This is a genomic window from Alkalithermobacter paradoxus (assembly GCA_002029295.1).
Lineage (GTDB): Bacteria > Bacillota > Clostridia > Peptostreptococcales > Peptostreptococcaceae > Alkalithermobacter > Alkalithermobacter paradoxus.
Genome location: MZGW01000003.1, coordinates 1 through 17736, shown reverse-complemented (window position 1 = coordinate 17736; position 17736 = coordinate 1). Strand labels below are relative to the sequence as shown.

Here is a 17736-nt window from a genome sequence, read left to right as displayed (position 1 = left end):
AAAAGTAGTTGAAATGAAAAACATAACAAAGAAATTCGGAAACTTCATAGCAAATGATAATATAAACCTAACTGTTCACAAAGGAGAAGTACATGCTCTTTTAGGAGAGAATGGTGCGGGGAAATCTACACTTATGAATATACTTTATGGACTTTATCAACAGACATCAGGAGATATATACATAAAAGGAAATAAAGTTAATATAGATAATCCTAATATAGCTATAGCAAATGGTATAGGAATGGTTCATCAGCACTTCATGCTAGTACCTCCATTTACAGTTGCGGAAAACATTATCTTAGGCATGGAACCCACTAAGGGATTAAATAGAATAGATATGGATAAGGCTATTAATGATGTTAAAGAAATATCTCAAAAATATGGTCTTTATGTTGATCCTTTAGCTAGAGTAGAAGATATTACTGTTGGTATGCAACAAAGAGTAGAAATTTTAAAAGCCTTATATAGAGGAGCAGAAATCTTAATATTAGATGAGCCAACTGCAGTACTTACACCACAGGAAATAAAAGAATTAATACAAATAATGAGAAACCTTACTAAAGAAGGAAAGTCAATAATTGTAATAACTCATAAACTGAAGGAAATAAAAGAAGCAGCAGATTTTTGTACTATAATAAGAAGAGGAAAGTATATAGACACTGTAGATGTATCTAAAACTACAGAAGACGAGCTTGCAGCTATGATGGTTGGAAGAGAAGTAAACTTTAAAGTAGATAAAGCTGCTATGACTCCAGGAGATGTTGTTCTTAAAGTAGATAAGTTGATTGCAAAAGACAATAGAGGAATAAATGTATTAAATGAATTATCTTTAGAAGTTAGAAGAGGAGAAATACTTGGTATAGCAGGAATAGATGGAAATGGACAATCTGAACTTGTTGAGGCATTAACTGGACTTAGAGAAGTAGAAAGTGGAAGTGTATATCTAAATGGAAAAGATATAACTAATAAGCTTCCTAAAGAAGTATTTGAATCTGGAATTTGTAATATACCGGAAGATAGACAAAAAAGAGGACTTGTTTTAGATTTTACAGTTGCAGAAAATATGATTTTAGAAAATTATGCAAAACCTCAGTTTTCTAAAGGATTTAGACTACTAGAGGATAATATAAATAAATTTGCTAAAGAGCTTATAGAAAAATTTGACATAAGACCTACTGATGAAAGTTTAAAAGCAAGAGCTTTATCGGGAGGAAATCAACAAAAGATAATAATAGCAAGAGAAGTTACTAATGATCCTGAGCTTTTAATAGCAACTCAACCTACTAGAGGACTTGATGTTGGAGCTATAGAATTTGTACACAAGTCATTAGTAGATCAGCGAAATAAAGGAAAAGGAGTTCTTTTGGTATCTTTAGAACTTGACGAGGTTATGAGTGTATCAGATAGAATAGCTGTAATATATGAAGGAAAGATAGTAGGAATAGTAGACGCTAAGGAAGCAGATGAAAATGTTCTAGGACTTATGATGGCAGGAGGTGCTGAAGGTGAAAAATAAAAAGATATTTAGTGATACATTTATGTACACTCTAATTTCCATAGTTTTAGGATTTATAGTTGGAGGAATAGTTTTATCTTTTGCAGGATTCAATCCTTTTGAAGGATATGGTGCTATGATAAATGGTGTGTTTGGTGAGCCAAGATATATAGCTTGGACAATAGTTAGAGCAACACCTCTTATTCTTACAGGACTATCTGTTGCATTTGCTTTTAGAACAGGTCTTTTTAACATAGGAGCAGAAGGACAGTTTATAGTTGGAGCATTGACTGCAGCATTAGTAGGATATTTTGTTAAGCTTCCAGCTATAATTCATATACCACTAACATTATTAAGTGGATGTTTAGCTGGTGCATTGTGGGCGGTTATTGCAGGAGTTTTAAAGGCAAAATTTGGTGTAAATGAAGTAATATCAACTATAATGCTTAACTGGATAGCTCTTTATCTTCAAAACTATGTAATAATGCTTGAAGGATTCAGAAGACCTAATAGTGAATCATCTTACGATATTCAAGCTACTGCAGGAATAAATATAGACTGGCTAAGATCAATAGTAGGGCCAGCTACTAGAGTTAACTGGGGAATTGTAATATCTTTGATTTTAGTAGTTATAGTAGCTTATATTCTTTACAAGACTGTATTAGGATTTGAGTTAAGAGCAGTTGGATTCAACAAATATGGTGCAGAGTATGCTGGTATAAATGTAAATAGATCTATGGTAACATCTATGGCTATTGCTGGTCTTTTAGCAGGAGCTGCAGGAGCTATGCATGTTATGGGAGTGTCTAGAAGGGTAACTATACTAGCTGCCATGGAAGGATACGGATTTGATGGAATAGCAGTATCTTTAATTGGAAACAATACTCCTTTAGGTGTTACACTTGGAGCTCTTTTATTCGGAGGACTTAAATATGGTGGAAGTAAGCTTCAAACAATAGGAGCACCTACAGAAGTTATAAATATAGTAATAGGTTCTATAATATATTTTATAGCTGCAAGTAGATTAGTTAAGATTGTAGTACAAAAAATTAAGGGGGGAAAAGCAAATGCTTAAAAACTTAGCTCTTATAATAAGTACAACTTTAATGTATTCAACTCCCCTGATATTTACATCTCTTGGTGGAATATTCTCAGAAAGTGCTGGAGTTGTAAATATAGGTCTTGAGGGAATGATGACTATAGGTGCATTTGCAGGAGCTGCAACTGCTGTTATTACAGGAGATCCATGGCTTGCTTTCTTAGTGGCTGGAATAGCAGGAGGTTTATTTGGGCTTATTCATGCACTAGCTACTGTAACTTTCAACGCAGATCATGTTGTATCTGGTATTGCGATAAATTTCTTAGGACCTGGTTTTGCACTATTTATGTGTAGAAAGTTATTTGATGGTTCTACAATGACACCAACTATAGCTTTAAGTAATAAAATTCCAAGACCACTTAATGGAATATTTGAACAAGGAAGTTTCCTCGATATAACATTAAATACTTATGCAACTGTGTATATAGCATTTATATTTGTTGCACTTACTTGGTTTGTTCTATATAAAACAAAACTAGGTCTTAGAATAAGAGCTGTTGGAGAACATCCAAGAGCAGCTGATACTCTAGGTATAAATGTATATAGAGTAAAATATTTATGCGTAATACTATCAGGAATACTTGCTGGATTAGGAGGAGCATCTATAAGTATTGCTATAGTTTCTACTTTTAGACCTACTTTGGTATCTGGTCAAGGATTTATAGCTTTGGCTGCTGTAATATTCGGTAAGTGGAAGCCACAAGGAGCTATGCTTGCATCACTTTTATTTGGAGCTTCAACTGGACTTACAGTATTCTTGGGAGGACCAGATATAGGACTTAATGTATCAGAGAATATATTATCAATGATTCCATATATAATAACTTTAATAGTTCTTATAGTATTTGTAGGAAAATCTAATGGTCCAGCAGCGAATGGACTACCTTACGAAAAAGGAGAAAGATAATAAGAACCTCTGTGCTATTTTCATAGCGCAGAGGTTTTTGATTTTAATATGTGAGTATGTACATATAGAATGTGAATTAAAAAATAAAAAATACAAATAATAAAAGTAACAAAATAAAGATCAAAGAAATATCTTAAAAGTATACGATTTAACACAAAAGTATGCTATACATAAACCAGCTATTCCACCTGCGACAAGAAAGGAGTGACTGACTTGAAATATATCTCACTTGGAATGATGGGAGAATATAAAGATTTTGGTACTTCGTTTGTGAATTATGAAGGAATAGAAAAACAAATAAGAAAAAACGACGAACTTACAGAAATAGATATACTTGTAGATGATGAAGATAAAGAGTCTTGTAAAACTGCTATATGTTATCAACTTACAGACATGATTACAGACATAGTAAAAAATAAAATACTAAAAAAGGTCGTTGATAGAAGTTATAAAGACATATATCTAAATGAGATAAACAATATATATGAACATTCACTCCAGATATTTTCAGAGAAAGAAGTGTTGATAAAAGATATGATATTTACAAGGCTGCAAGAATATTTATCTACAAATGACTATATAAATATAAATGGATTCCTAAGATTTAGGCTAAAAGACTTTGTTGATTATGTAATAGAAATAAGTGATAGGGGACTAGAAAAATATTTAGTTGAAAGAGATTATAAAGAATTTATACAATTACTAAAGTACTTTGTAGAAATACAAGAAGAAAAAGAAGATATATTAAAAATCCATATAGAAAAAGAAGGTATATTCAAACTATATGACAAGTATAACAGACCCTTAGAGAATAACTATACAAAAGATATAATAAGTTTAGCTTTGAGAGAGAATATGAACTATGAGGATTTTTTAATAAGTGCACTCATTACAATATGTCCTCGAGAGATATGGATATGTGATGAAATGAAAAATAACACATCTAAAGAAATAATAGATACTATAGAAGCTATTTTTGATAATAAAGTTAAAGTAGATTATGAATCTTAAAGGCCTTAAGGCCTTTTATTTTGTTGCTTTTAATGTGATATTGATTAACTACTGTATGTGTGGTAATCTTAAAATGATTATTAATAGCAAGGAGGAATGTAATGCTTAGGATATTATTTTTAGCAACAATAGGAGCACTTATAGGATGGACAACCAACATTATTGCTATAAAGCTGATATTTAGACCTTTAAATCCTATAAAAATCCCAATACTAAATATAGAGATAGTAGGATTGATTCCTAAAAGAAGAAAAGAAGTGGCAAACTCTATAGGAAAAGTAGTTGAAAAAGAGTTATTGTCAATTGAAGAGATTATGAACAAAATGGTACAAAATGAAGATAAGAAAAATTTAGTTAAAATTATAAAGACTAAAATAAGTAAAATTGTAGATGAAAAAATGCCACCATTTATTCCAAGTGCATTTAAAGTTATGATAGCAGAATATATGGATAAGGTAATAGAAGAAGAAGCTGAAAAACTTATAACTAATTTAAGTGAAGATTTAATTAATAAAGCATCTTCAAGAATAAAAATAGGAGAAATGGTAGAAGATAAGATAAACCAGTTTGATTTAGAAAAATTAGAATCTATAATATTAGATATAGCTAGTAAAGAGCTAAAGCATATAGAAGTATTAGGTGCTGTATTAGGTTTTGTTATAGGAATTATACAAGGTATTATTATAAACTATATATAGTTTATCTACTTGACAAATGGACTTATGAAATATATAATTCAATAAAAAATATATTAAATGCTATGAAGAGGAAGAGTAAGTTAAACACAGTATCAAGAGAGAAAGTGTCGTAGGCTGAAAGCACTTTTATATATGATTAACTGAAAACTACCTTGGAGCTGAAACTGAGTATTTTGAATAGAAAGAAAGGATTTCGGTTGACTACCTTACAGTCTAAGAGTGGGCATATTGCCAACTTGGGTGGAACCGCGAATATAACTCTCGTCCCAACTTTTGGGCGGGAGTTTTTATATTTTTATAAAAGGAGGATTAAAAGTGGAACTGATAAAGATTACTCTTAAAGATGGATCTGTAAGAGAAGTACAAAAAGGATCTTCTGTGCTTGATGTAGCAAAGAGCATAAGTGAAGGACTTGCAAGAAGTATAGTAGCAGCACAAGTGAATGAAGAAGTAGTTGATTTAAGCTATGTTTTAAATGAAGATGTGAATTTAAATTTACTTAAATTTGAAGATGAGGCTGGAAAAGAAACTTTTAGGCATACATCAGCTCATATATTAGCTCAAGCAATAAAAAGACTATATAAAGATGCAAAGCTTGCTATAGGACCTGCTATAGACAATGGATTTTATTATGATATAGATTTAGATTACAAAATTACTGCACAGGATTTGGAAAAAATAGAAGCGGAAATGAAAAAAATAGTTAAGGAAGATTTACAAATTGAGAGGTTTGATCTTCCAAGAGATGAAGCTATAAAATTAATGAGTGAACAAAATGAAGATTATAAAGTAGAACTTATAAGTGAACTTCCAGAAGGTGAGATAATATCTTTCTATAAACAAGGAGAATTTGTAGATCTTTGTAGGGGACCTCATTTACCTTCTACTAAAAAGGTTAAAGCTATAAAGTTACTGAGTGTAGCAGGAGCTTACTGGCGTGGAAGTGAAAAAAATAAGATGCTTCAGAGAATATATGGAACATCATTTGAAAAAGCTAAAGAACTTGAAGAATACTTAAATATGCTTGAAGAAGCAAAGAAAAGAGATCACAGAAAATTAGGTAAAGAACTAGGATTATTTACAATAATAGATGAAGGACCAGGATTTCCATTTTTCTTACCTAAGGGTATGGAACTTAAAAATGAACTACTAAGATTCTGGAGAGACATTCATAGAAAAGCAAATTACGTTGAGGTAGAAACTCCTATGATTTTAAGTAGACATCTTTGGGAAACTTCAGGGCATTGGCATCACTACAGAGAAAATATGTACGCTCTTAAAATAGATGAAGAGGATTTTGCTATAAAGCCTATGAACTGTCCAGGAGGAATGCTTGTATATAAAACTGATATGCATTCATACAGAGATTTCCCTATGAGAGTTGCAGAACTAGGAAGAGTTCATAGACATGAGCTTTCAGGGGCACTTCATGGTTTAATGAGAGTTAGAGCATTTACTCAAGATGATGCACATATATTTATGTTACCTGAGCAGATAAAAGATGAAATAAAAGGTGTTGCTAAATTAATAGATGAGGTATACAAAACTTTCGGGTTCAAATATCATGTTGAACTTTCAACAAGACCTGAAAATTCAATGGGAAGCGATGAAGAATGGGAAGTTGCAGAAAATGGACTGAAAGAGGCATTAGAAGAGTTAAATCTTCCTTATAAGCTAAATGAGGGTGATGGAGCATTTTATGGTCCGAAAATAGATTTCCATTTACAAGACTGTATAGGGAGAACATGGCAGTGTGGTACTATACAATTAGATATGCAACTACCACAAAAGTTTGATTTAACTTATATAGGAAAAGATGGAGAAAAACACAGACCAGTAATGATTCATAGAGTTGCATTTGGTAGTATAGAAAGATTTATAGGTATTTTAACAGAGCATTTTGCAGGTAAGTTCCCATTATGGCTATCTCCAGTTCAAGTTAAGATACTTCCTATATCTGATAAGTATATGGACTATGCAAACAAAGTAAAAGATATAATGTTTGAAAAAGGAATAAGAGTAGAAATAGATGATAGAGCAGAAAAAATAGGATATAAAATAAGAGAAGCTCAACTAGAAAAGGTTCCATACATGTTAATAGTAGGAGAAAAGGAAGTTGAGAATAGTGAAGTTTCTGTTCGTTCTAGAGATAAGGGTGAACTAGGATCAATAGCTGTAGATAAGTTTATAGAAACTGTTTTAGAAGAAATCAAAAATAAAACTATGCATTAAAAAAGAGCCTAAGTTAAGGCTCTTTTTATTATACTTTTAAATTCATCATGAGTTAAACTTTCATTTTCATATAAATAGTTAGATACTATGTGAAGTTCTTCCATTTGACTTTTTAGAAGCTCTACAGTTTCTTCGTAACACTGATTCATTATGGAATTTATTTCTGCTTGGATTTTGTCTATCATAAAGCCCTTGAAATTTGAATCTATTGTCATATTTCCAAGCGAACTCATTCCATACTCACAAACCATCTGAGTTGCTATCTGAGTTATTTTATTAAGATCATCTTTAGCTCCTGTAGAAGTGTGATTGAAGATTAAGTTCTCAGCAGCTTTTCCGCCGAATAAAACCTTCATTTTGTTTATTAAATCTTCTTTAGTGTATATATATCTATCTTCGTCGGGAAGTTGAAGTACGTATCCAAGTGCTTGACCTCTAGGAATTATGGATATTTTTTGAATTGGATTTGTATTTAAAGCATTACTAATCAAAGCGTGTCCTGCTTCGTGATAAGATACAATTTTCTTTTCTTTCTCTATTAATTTACTGTTTTTACTTTCAAGTCCTGCAACTATTCTTTCTATTGCTTTGTCAAAGTGATGTTTCTTTATTTGAGAAACTCCTTCTCTTACAGCTATAATGGCTGACTCGTTTGCTATATTAGCAAGGTGGGCACCACTAAGCCCGTGAGTTTTCTTTGCTATTTCTTCAAGATTAACTTCATCACATAAGGGCTTATCTTTTGTGTGAACTTTCAATATTTCATGTCTTGTGAAATAGTTAGGATTTCCTATATATATGTGTCTATCGAATCTTCCGGGTCTAGTTAAAGCTTCATCTAAAAGATCTAGTCTGTTAGTTGCTCCTATCATTATTACATTGTTATCCTTGTTAAATCCATCCATCTCGACTAGAAGCTGATTTAGTGTTTGATCTTTTTCGTTGTTGCTCTCTAGATGTCTTTTGGCTCCTATAGCGTCTATTTCGTCTATGAATATAATACTAGGAGCTTCTTTTCTAGCTTTTTCAAATAAAGTTCTAACTCTCTTTGCACCTACACCTACGTACTTTTCAACAAACTCTGAACCAGTTGTGTTAAAAAATGCTGAATTTGTTTCACCAGCTATAGATGCAGCTAATAGTGTTTTACCAGTTCCAGGAGGTCCATAAAATAAGATTCCCTTTGGAACTTGGGCTCCCATTTTTTTATATTTATCTGGATTTTTGATAAAGTCTACTATCTCTACCAATTCTTCTTTAACTTCATCAAGTCCAGCTACGTCCTTGAATGTAGTTTTAGGTTTTGAAAAAGAGGCATCTTCATTATTGGAATCCTTTTCTATTTTGCTTTGATTAAAAGCAAACACAGGTATTTTGAATCTTTTCATAATATCTTTGATCATTTTCATGATTATGCACCTCTTAAAATGGTTTATTTTTATTATGTTTTTATTTTTTCCTAAAGATGATAGAATATTAGTTAATAATTTTTCCATTTAATGCAATAACCTATTCATAAATTTTCTAAAATAAAAATAATAAAAAAATATATTGACTATGCAAAATATGAATGATATAATTTTTTTATGTGAAATCAAGCAGAAGTTATCCGCTTCTCACCTTACGATTACGTTGTAAGGTTAATAGCTAAGTATGTTTATGTTCTTAGTTGTGTTGTGTATTTAAGCGGATGGCGTATGCTATCCGCTTTTTATTTTCGTATCACTGGAGGTGCGTTGTTATTAAAGAAGTACAAATTAATGAACAAATAAGAGACAAAGAAATAAGAGTAATATTAGATGGAGGAGAGCAATTAGGAATAATGTCAGCTAAAGAAGCTCAATTAATTGCTACTCAAAAGAATTTAGATTTAGTTAAGATATCTCCAAATGCAAACCCACCAGTTTGCAAGATAATGGATTTTGGAAAATATAAATACGAACAGTCTAAGAAAGAAAAAGAATCTAAGAAAAAGCAAAAAGTTATAAATGTAAAAGAAATCAGATTAAGACCAGTTATAGAAGAACATGATCTGACTACTAAAGGTAACCAGGCTAAAAAATTCCTAGAAAAAGGAGATAAAGTTAAGGTTGTAGTTAGATTCAGAGGAAGAGAGCTAGGTCATAAAGATATAGGATTCCAAGTTGTAAATAAGTTTTTAGAAATGATTAAAGATGCAGGTGTTCCAGACAAAGCACCAAGACTTGAAGGGAATAATATAGTTGTAATATTAGATCCAAAGGCAAAGTAATGATATTTTGAGAGGAGGAAATTAACATGCCAAAAATGAAAACACACAAAGGAGCAGCTAAAAGATTTAAAGCTACAGCTAGTGGAAAATTAAAAAGAAGCAAGGCTTTCAGAAGACACATACTAACTAAGAAGAGTGCTAAGACTAAGATGAATCTTAGAAAAGCAGGAATAGTAAGTGCTGGAGATGCTAGAAGAATAGCTACATTACTACCATATATATAAGGATTAGGATAGACAAAGGAGGTTATAATAATGGCAAGAGTAAAAAAAGCAGTTAATGCTCGTAAAAAACATAAAAAAATATTAAAACTTGCAAAAGGTTTTAGAGGATCAAGAAGCAAATTATTTAGACCAGCTAATGAATTCGTAATGAAAGCTTTAAGACATGCTTATGTAGGTAGAAAGCTTAAGAAAAGAGATTTCAGAAAGCTTTGGATACAAAGAATAAATGCTGGAGCAAGAATGAATGGATTATCTTACTCTAAGCTTATAAATGGATTAAAGTTAGCTGGAATTAACATAAATAGAAAAATGTTATCAGAAATGGCTATAAACGATGCTGAAGGATTCAAGCAATTAGTTGAAACTGCTAAGCAAAAGTTAGGAGCATAATATTGAAAAATCTCTGGAGAAATCCAGAGATTTTTTTTGCTATATAGGTAATTTTATATAAAAATTTTGATAAATAATTAATAACTAATAAAATACTATTTAACTGAATAGATATTATTGTATATCAAAATTTTTATATAAAAGGGGGATACTTATGATGAGAGAAGTTGTAATAGTAGGAGCTGCAAGAACTCCTATAGGTAGTTTTGGGGGGAGCTTATCTAAACTATCGGCAGTTGATTTAGGTGTAATAGCTGCTAAAGAAGCTATTAAAAGAGCTGGGATAAGCCCTGAAGTTATTGATGATGTAATAATAGGCAATATACTATCTACTGGACTTGGACAAAACCCAGCAAGACAAATAGCTATAAGATCTGGAATACCAGAAACTACTACATCGATGACAATAAATAAACTTTGTGGTTCAGGCCTTAGGTCTGTAAGTATGGCTGCTCAGTTTATAGCACTTGGGGATAGTGATATAGCTTTGGTGGGAGGAACAGAGAGTATGAGCAATGCCCCATATATATTGAAAGACGCTAGATGGGGTCAGAAAATGGGTGATAGTAAGATTGTTGATAGTATGATTAACGATGCATTAACGGATGCCTTTAACGATATCCATATGGGTATAACTGCAGAAAATATAGCTGAAAAATGGAATATATCAAGAGAAGAACAAGATAAGTTTGCCCTTGAGAGCCAATTAAAAGCAGAAACTGCTCAGAAAAATGGAAGGTTTAAAGATGAGATAGTTTGTGTAGATATTCCTCAAAGAAAAGGCGATGTAGTTAGGATAAGTGAAGATGAGTACATAAAACATGGAATGACTATCGAAAAATTATCAAAATTAAGACCTGCATTCAAAAAAGATGGAACTGTGACAGCTGGTAATGCATCAGGCATAAATGACGGTGCGGCAATGCTCGTAATTATGTCAAAGGAAAAGGCTGATGAAATGGGGATAAAGCCTCTAGCAACAATTAAATCGTATGCATCTTGTGGACTTGATCCAAATATTATGGGATATGGACCAGTTCCAGCTACACTAAAGGCTTTGAAAAAGGCAGAAATGAGTATAGAAGACATAGACTTAATTGAAGCAAATGAAGCGTTCGCAGCTCAATCGATAGCTGTTGTTAAGGATTTAAATTTAGACAAAAATAAAGTAAATGTAAATGGAGGAGCAATAGCACTTGGTCATCCCGTTGGAGCATCTGGAGCTAGAATTTTGGTAACATTGATATACGAAATGATAAAAAGAGATGTTAAAACAGGTCTTGCAACCTTATGTATAGGTGGAGGACAAGGAACATCTATAATTATAGAAAGGTGAAACTGCTAATTTTAGCAGTTTTTTTGTAATTTATCATCAGGTACAAGCATAGAATTTATTGAAATAAGTAATTAAATATAAATTAAACCAATCATACTATATTTTATGTTAAAAAAATAACTTGGGGGGGAGATATTATGGATTTTTGCGTTTCAAAAGAGCATAAAATGCTCAAAACTATGTACAAAGAATTTACAGAAAATGAAGTGAAGCCCTATGCACATGAAGTTGACGAAAATGAAGAATTTCCAATTCAAACAGTGAAAAAACTTGCTAGATATGGCTTCTTTGGAATACCGTTTCCAAAAAGATATGGAGGTCAAGGAGGGGACAACCTAGCTTATGCTATGGCTGTAGAAGAATTATCTAAAGTATGTGCAACTACAGGGGTTATAGTATCTGCACATACATCTTTATGTGCAAATCCTATATTTGAGTTTGGAACAGAAGAGCAAAAGCAAAAGTATCTAGTTTCACTTTGTAAAGGAGAGAAAATAGGAGCGTTTGGATTGACTGAACCTAATGCAGGAACAGATGCTTCAGCTCAGCAAACAACAGCGGTTTTAGATGGTGATGAGTACATACTTAATGGTTCTAAGATATTTATAACCAATGCTGGTTATGCGGATATTTATGTAGTAATGGCTATGACCGATCCATCTAAGGGAACAAAAGGAATATCAGCCTTTATAGTTGATTCAAGTGCGAAAGGATTCAGTGTAGGAAAAAAAGAGTCAAAGCTTGGGATAAAGGGTTCTTCAACTTGTGAGCTTATATTTGAAAATTGTAGGATACCTAAAGAAAATTTACTTGGAAAAGAAGGTCAAGGGTTTAAGATAGCTATGAAAACTTTAGATGGAGGTAGAATTGGTATAGCAGCTCAGGCACTTGGTATAGCCCAAGGAGCATTAGATGAAACTGTTAAGTATGTAAAGGAAAGAAGACAGTTTGGAAAGCCTATTTCATACTTCCAAAATACTCAATTCCAACTTGCAGATATGGATACAAAAGTAGAAGCGTCAAGACTTTTGGTGTACAAAGCTGCTAAGAATAAAGATAATAATTTATCTTACTCAAAGGAAGCTGCCATGGCTAAACTGTTTGCATCTGAAACAGCTATGGAGGTTACTACAAAAGCAGTTCAGCTTCATGGTGGATATGGTTACACAAGAGAATATCCAGTTGAAAGAATGATGAGAGATGCAAAGATTACAGAAATATACGAAGGAACTTCGGAAGTACAGAAAATGGTAATCTCTGCACACCTTTTGAAATAATAAACTACAAATCATTAAGGAGGTTTTAGAATGAATATAGTTGTTTGCATAAAACAGGTTCCAGATACAACAGAAGTAAAATTAGACCCAAAAACAGGTACATTAATAAGAGATGGGGTTCCAAGCATAATAAATCCTGATGATAAAAGTGGTCTTGAAGCAGCACTAAAACTTAAGGATGAATTCGGTGCAAATGTTACTGTTATTACTATGGGGCCTATGCAGGCTGATGCTGCTTTAAGAGAAGCTTTAGCTATGGGAGCTGATAGAGCGATTTTACTTACTGATAGAGCATTTGCAGGAGCTGATACTTGGGCTACCTCATCTACACTGGCAGGAGCACTAAAAAAACTAAATTATGATCTAATAATAGCTGGAAGACAAGCAATAGATGGAGATACAGCACAAGTTGGGCCGCAGATAGCAGAGCATCTAAATCTACCTCATGTAAGTTATGTTGAAGATCTTAAGAAAGATGATAAATATCTTATACTAAAAAGGGTATTCGAAGATGGATATCACATTATAAAGGTGAAAATGCCATGTTTAATAACTACTCTTAAAGAAATGAACGATCCAAGATATATGTCCATTTCAGGAATATTTGATGCTTATAGAGAAAAGGAAGTTGAAATATGGAACCTTCAAGATATAGATGTAGATACTTCTAATATAGGGCTTAAGGGGTCTCCAACAAAGGTGAAAAAATCGTTTACAAAAGGAGCTAAAGCAGCTGGTAAGGTATTTAATGTTAACCCTAAAGAGGGAGCTAATATAATTATAGAAAAACTCAAAGAAAAGTACATAATATAATTTTTAATATGGGGGGATAATCTTGAATCTTTTAGAATATAAGGGAGTTTGGGTATTTATAGAGCAAAGAGATGGAAATTTACAAAAGGTTGGGCTTGAACTTTTAGGAAAGGGAAGAGAAATAGCAGATAAGCTCGGAGAAGAATTGACTGCTATATTGGTAGGACATAATATAAATGATAAAAAAGAAGAACTTATATACTATGGTGCTGACAACGTGATTATAGTTGAAGATGAAAAGCTAAATATATATATGACAGAGCCATATACTAAGGTAGTATCTACACTAATAAAAGAGAAAAAGCCTAATGTAGTATTGATAGGAGCTACAGCTATAGGAAGAGATTTAGCTCCTAGAATAGCTGCTAGAGTAAAGACAGGACTTACAGCAGATTGCACTAGTATAGATGTTGAGGATGAAAGTAATAATATACTTATGACAAGACCTGCATTTGGTGGAAATATAATGGCAACAATAATATGCCCGGATCATAGACCACAAATGTCAACAGTAAGACCTGGAGTTATGCAAAAATTAGAAAAAGATGAAAGTAGAAAAGGTAATGTAGAAGAATTTAGTATAGAAATAAATGATGAAGATATTAATGTAGAAATACTAGAGGTTGTTAGAGAAGAAAAGAATAAAATAAATATAGAAGATGCTAATGTGTTGGTATCTGCGGGTAGAGGAATAGGTAAAAAAGAAAATATAGATAAGCTTAGAGAACTTGCAGATACCTTAGGGGGAGTAGTATCAGGATCACGTGCAGTAGTAGATGCAGGCTGGATAGATAAAAATAGTCAAGTAGGTCAAACTGGAAAAACTGTAAGGCCTAATCTTTATATAGCTTGCGGAATATCAGGAGCTATACAACATATAGCAGGAATGGAAGAGTCAGACTTTATAGTAGCTATAAACAACAATCCTAATGCTCCTATATTTGAAGTAGCTGATGTTGGAATAGTAGCAGATGCTAATCAAGTTGTTTCTTCATTAATAGATAATTTCAAAAATCAGAAATAGACATATAAGCTGCCTAAAACTTTAGGTAGCTTTTTTTTAATATACAATTCTGTTAGAATGATTAAATACAAAGAATCAAACGAAAGAGAAGTGTTTATATGAGTAAAGCATTATTTATAACAGAGAAACCTAGTGTCGCAATAGAATTTGCAAAAGCACTAAATATCAAAGGATCAAAGAAAAATGGGTATATAGAATCAGACAAAGCTATAATAACATGGTGTGTAGGACATCTAGTTACCATGTGCTATCCAGAAAAATACGATCCAAAGTATAAAAAGTGGTCATTAAAGGACCTTCCATTTATACCTAAGCAATTCAAGTATGAAGTAATAGATTCTGTTAAAAATCAGTTTCAAGTAATAAAAGATCAAATGAAAAGAGAAGATGTATCAACTATATATGTATGTACAGACTCGGGAAGAGAAGGAGAGTATATATATAGATTAGTAGAAGATATGGTAGGCGTAAAAAATAAAATAAGAAAAAGAGTATGGATTGATTCCCAGACTGAAGATGAAATAAGAAAAGGAATAAAAAATGCTAAGCTATTATCTGAATATGATAATCTTTCAAGTGCTGCATATCTAAGAGCAAAAGAAGACTATTTGATGGGAATAAATTTTTCTAGATTATTAACTCTTAGATATGGAAGTGTTATTAGTTCTTATATTAACAGCAAATATACTGTTATTGCTGTTGGTAGAGTAATGACATGTGTTTTGGGGATGATTGTTCAAAGAGAAAGAGAGATAAGAGAATTTGTAAAAACTCCTTATTATAAAATAATTTTTGATTTCCAGTTTAATAATTCATTAGATTACGATGGTGAATGGAAAGCTGTAGAAGGATCGAAATATCATATGTCTAATCTGCTTTTTAGCGACTCAGGATTTAAGAAAAAAGAATATGCTCAAAGCTTTATAGATGAGATTACAAAAGAAAATACTACTGCAGTAATAAAAGATATAAAAAAGAAGCAGGAAAAGAAAAATCCACCTCTTCTTTATAATTTAGCTGAGCTACAAAATGAATGTTCTAAAAGACTGAAGCTAAGCCCAGATGAAACACTTAAAATTGCTCAAGAACTTTACGAAAAGAAAATGATAACATACCCAAGAACAGATGCTAGAGTTTTATCAACAGCTGTAGCTAAAGAGCTTATAAAAAATATAAATGGATTATCTAACATGAAAAGTGTATGTCTACTAAGTAAAGAAAATGGAAATATTGATTATTTTATAAATAAAATAATAGCTGAGAAGTTGTTTACAAATATAGAAAAAACAAGGTACGTTAATGACAAGGCAATCACAGACCACTACGCTATTATACCTACAGGTCAAGGGTTAGATAATTTCAATAAACTTCATGATAAAAGTAAAGCTGTATATATTATGATAGTAAGAAGATTTCTAGCGATTTTTTATCCTCCTGCAATATTTAGCAAATTATCAATTACTACGAGTGTAGGAGAAGAGAACTTCTTTACTACATCCAAAATATGTGTACAATATGGATATTTAGATGTTTTAAATGAGAATAGATCAAATTCAGATTCTAAGACTGACAAACTAGAGGTTCTTAAAAAGCTAAAGAAGAATCAGGAAGTTAACATATTGAAATCGAGAATAAAAGAAAGTGAAACATCTCCACCTAAAAGATATAGCTCTGGGTCTATAATTCTTGCAATGGAGAATGCGGGGAAGCTAATTGAAGATGAAGAATTAAGAGAAGAAATCAAAGGAAGTGGTATAGGAACAAGTGCTACTAGAGCAGAGATACTTAAGAAACTAGAAAAAATAGACTACATTAGCCTAGATACAAAAACTCAGATATTAACACCTACTCCTATAGGAGAGATGATATACAATGTAGTCAAAGCCTCTATTCCAACCTTACTAAAACCAGAACTTACAGCTAGTTGGGAAAAGGGATTGAGCATGGTATGTAGTGGAGAAATAAATGCCGATGAGTATATGGTAAAGCTAGAGTCATATATAAAAAAGAATGTAGAGAGAGTATTAACTATTAATAATAGTGCAAGCTTAATTAGTTCATTTTCTCTTATACCAAATAGCAATAAATAATGAGATGTCAAAATTGACATCTCATTATTTATTATTTACAGAAGAAAGAATCTATATTTCTTAGATCGGTTCCAAAGAAAACCCATCTATTTCTTTGCCATCTAAAACCAGATACAGAACGTGGCCCTACATACATTAAAAATGTCCAAAATCCACGACCGTCTCTAAGCCAGATATATGTGAATTTGTAAAGGCAAAACCTTATACTTCCAGGATCAACAGCCATTGGGCTAGGACCTGGACCTAATTTAAGTTTAGAACCAGATGATTTCTTAGGTGTGAACGAAGGTGGAGGACCTTTCGGTGGTTTAGGCATTTGGCTATAATAATACACTAATTTAACACCTCCTTTCCTAATATTAAGGTATGAAATCAAATATCAAAATGTACTTAGAAAAAAATATAATAAAAAATGTTGACAATATTTTTGAATGGTGGTATAGTATTACTTGTCCTTGAGAGAAGGACAAAAGAACATTGAAAATTAAACAGCAGACGAATAGTAATTCAATTAACCATAAAGTCAGCTCATATGAGCCAAATTATTTATAAGAGTTTGATCCTGGCTCAGGATGAACGCTGGCGGCGTGCCTAACACATGCAAGTCGAGCGGAGGCAATGCTTAACACTGAGTATTTATTCATAACACATGATGAGTATTGAGTGTTAAGTATTGCCTCAGCGGCGGACGGGTGAGTAACGCGTGGGTAACCTGCCCTGTACACTTGGATAACACACCGAAAGGTGTGCTAATACAAGATGATATCAAAGGAAGGCATCTTCTTTTGATCAAAGCTTTTGCGGTACAGGATGGACCCGCGTCCCATTAGCTAGTTGGTGGGGTAATGGCCTACCAAGGCGACGATGGGTAGCCGACCTGAGAGGGTGA

General features: G+C 32.4%; 16 protein-coding genes, 1 rRNA gene and 2 other annotated features. Of the genes, 15 read left to right on the top strand and 2 right to left on the bottom strand.

The window, feature by feature from the left end; all coding sequences use genetic code 11:
- The first annotated feature begins 13 nt into the window (after nt 1-13).
- The 6 genes from CLOTH_RS04695 (at nt 14) to thrS (ending at nt 7442) form a co-directional block, all read left to right on the top strand.
- Nucleotides 14-1516 carry an ABC transporter ATP-binding protein gene (locus tag CLOTH_RS04695; protein WP_079412227.1) on the top strand — a complete coding sequence of 501 codons (1503 nt, stop codon included), beginning with the start codon at nt 14-16 and terminating at the stop codon, nt 1514-1516.
- Nucleotides 1506-2570, top strand: a complete 1065-nt coding sequence (locus tag CLOTH_RS04690) for an ABC transporter permease (RefSeq protein WP_331722012.1) — start codon at nt 1506-1508, stop codon at nt 2568-2570. The genes CLOTH_RS04695 and CLOTH_RS04690 overlap by 11 nt, the downstream gene beginning before the upstream one ends.
- Complete coding sequence (locus CLOTH_RS04685; protein WP_079411706.1) at nt 2563-3501, top strand: ABC transporter permease; 939 nt, start codon at nt 2563-2565, stop codon at nt 3499-3501. Before CLOTH_RS04690 ends, CLOTH_RS04685 begins: the two co-directional genes overlap by 8 nt.
- Before the next feature lie 213 nt (nt 3502-3714).
- Nucleotides 3715-4512, top strand: a complete 798-nt coding sequence (ytxC, locus tag CLOTH_RS04680; protein ID WP_079411704.1) for a putative sporulation protein YtxC — start codon at nt 3715-3717, stop codon at nt 4510-4512.
- Nucleotides 4513-4613: 101 nt separating this feature from the next.
- Complete coding sequence (locus tag CLOTH_RS04675) at nt 4614-5210, top strand: DUF445 domain-containing protein (protein ID WP_079411702.1); 597 nt, start codon at nt 4614-4616, stop codon at nt 5208-5210.
- Between the two features lie 53 nt (nt 5211-5263).
- Nucleotides 5264-5482, top strand: a binding site (T-box leader).
- 49 nt (nt 5483-5531) lie between these two features.
- On the top strand, nt 5532-7442 hold the full coding sequence (gene thrS / locus CLOTH_RS04670; RefSeq protein WP_079412225.1) for a threonine--tRNA ligase: 1911 nt from the start codon (nt 5532-5534) through the stop codon (nt 7440-7442).
- Nucleotides 7443-7450: 8 nt separating this feature from the next.
- Here thrS and CLOTH_RS04665 read toward each other — a convergent pair whose 3' ends face one another.
- A complete protein-coding gene (locus tag CLOTH_RS04665; RefSeq protein ID WP_079411700.1) occupies nt 7451-8851 on the bottom strand; it encodes an ATP-dependent metallopeptidase FtsH/Yme1/Tma family protein in 1401 nt (466 codons plus the stop codon).
- A gap of 181 nt (nt 8852-9032) precedes the next feature.
- Nucleotides 9033-9164, top strand: a sequence feature (ribosomal protein L20 leader region).
- On the opposite strand from CLOTH_RS04665, the gene infC reads away from it, so the two are divergent.
- From infC to CLOTH_RS04625, 8 genes are all read left to right on the top strand, one after another.
- Nucleotides 9133-9693 carry a translation initiation factor IF-3 gene (infC, locus tag CLOTH_RS04660; RefSeq protein ID WP_079411698.1) on the top strand — a complete coding sequence of 187 codons (561 nt, stop codon included), beginning with the start codon at nt 9133-9135 and terminating at the stop codon, nt 9691-9693. Its footprint overlaps the feature before it by 32 nt.
- A 26-nt stretch (nt 9694-9719) precedes the next feature.
- Nucleotides 9720-9917 carry a 50S ribosomal protein L35 gene (gene rpmI, locus CLOTH_RS04655; protein WP_079411696.1) on the top strand — a complete coding sequence of 66 codons (198 nt, stop codon included), beginning with the start codon at nt 9720-9722 and terminating at the stop codon, nt 9915-9917.
- Nucleotides 9918-9947: 30 nt separating this feature from the next.
- Nucleotides 9948-10307: a 50S ribosomal protein L20 gene (gene rplT / locus CLOTH_RS04650; RefSeq protein WP_079411694.1), complete on the top strand. Its 360-nt coding sequence runs from the start codon at nt 9948-9950 to the stop codon at nt 10305-10307.
- A gap of 157 nt (nt 10308-10464) precedes the next feature.
- Nucleotides 10465-11643, top strand: a complete 1179-nt coding sequence (locus CLOTH_RS04645) for an acetyl-CoA C-acetyltransferase (protein ID WP_079412223.1) — start codon at nt 10465-10467, stop codon at nt 11641-11643.
- 137 nt (nt 11644-11780) lie between these two features.
- Nucleotides 11781-12920: an acyl-CoA dehydrogenase gene (locus CLOTH_RS04640; RefSeq protein WP_079411692.1), complete on the top strand. Its 1140-nt coding sequence runs from the start codon at nt 11781-11783 to the stop codon at nt 12918-12920.
- Between the two features lie 30 nt (nt 12921-12950).
- On the top strand, nt 12951-13733 hold the full coding sequence (locus CLOTH_RS04635) for an electron transfer flavoprotein subunit beta/FixA family protein (RefSeq protein WP_079411690.1): 783 nt from the start codon (nt 12951-12953) through the stop codon (nt 13731-13733).
- Between the two features lie 22 nt (nt 13734-13755).
- Nucleotides 13756-14757: an electron transfer flavoprotein subunit alpha/FixB family protein gene (locus tag CLOTH_RS04630; RefSeq protein ID WP_079411688.1), complete on the top strand. Its 1002-nt coding sequence runs from the start codon at nt 13756-13758 to the stop codon at nt 14755-14757.
- 98 nt (nt 14758-14855) lie between these two features.
- Nucleotides 14856-16847: a DNA topoisomerase gene (locus CLOTH_RS04625; protein ID WP_079411686.1), complete on the top strand. Its 1992-nt coding sequence runs from the start codon at nt 14856-14858 to the stop codon at nt 16845-16847.
- Between the two features lie 31 nt (nt 16848-16878).
- On the opposite strand, the gene CLOTH_RS04620 is transcribed toward CLOTH_RS04625, so the two are convergent.
- On the bottom strand, nt 16879-17181 hold the full coding sequence (locus CLOTH_RS04620; RefSeq protein WP_158080463.1) for a hypothetical protein: 303 nt from the start codon (nt 17179-17181) through the stop codon (nt 16879-16881).
- 210 nt (nt 17182-17391) lie between these two features.
- Between CLOTH_RS04620 and CLOTH_RS04615 the strand changes: the two genes are divergently transcribed.
- Nucleotides 17392-17736, top strand: a 16S ribosomal RNA gene (locus CLOTH_RS04615); the annotation flags it as partial.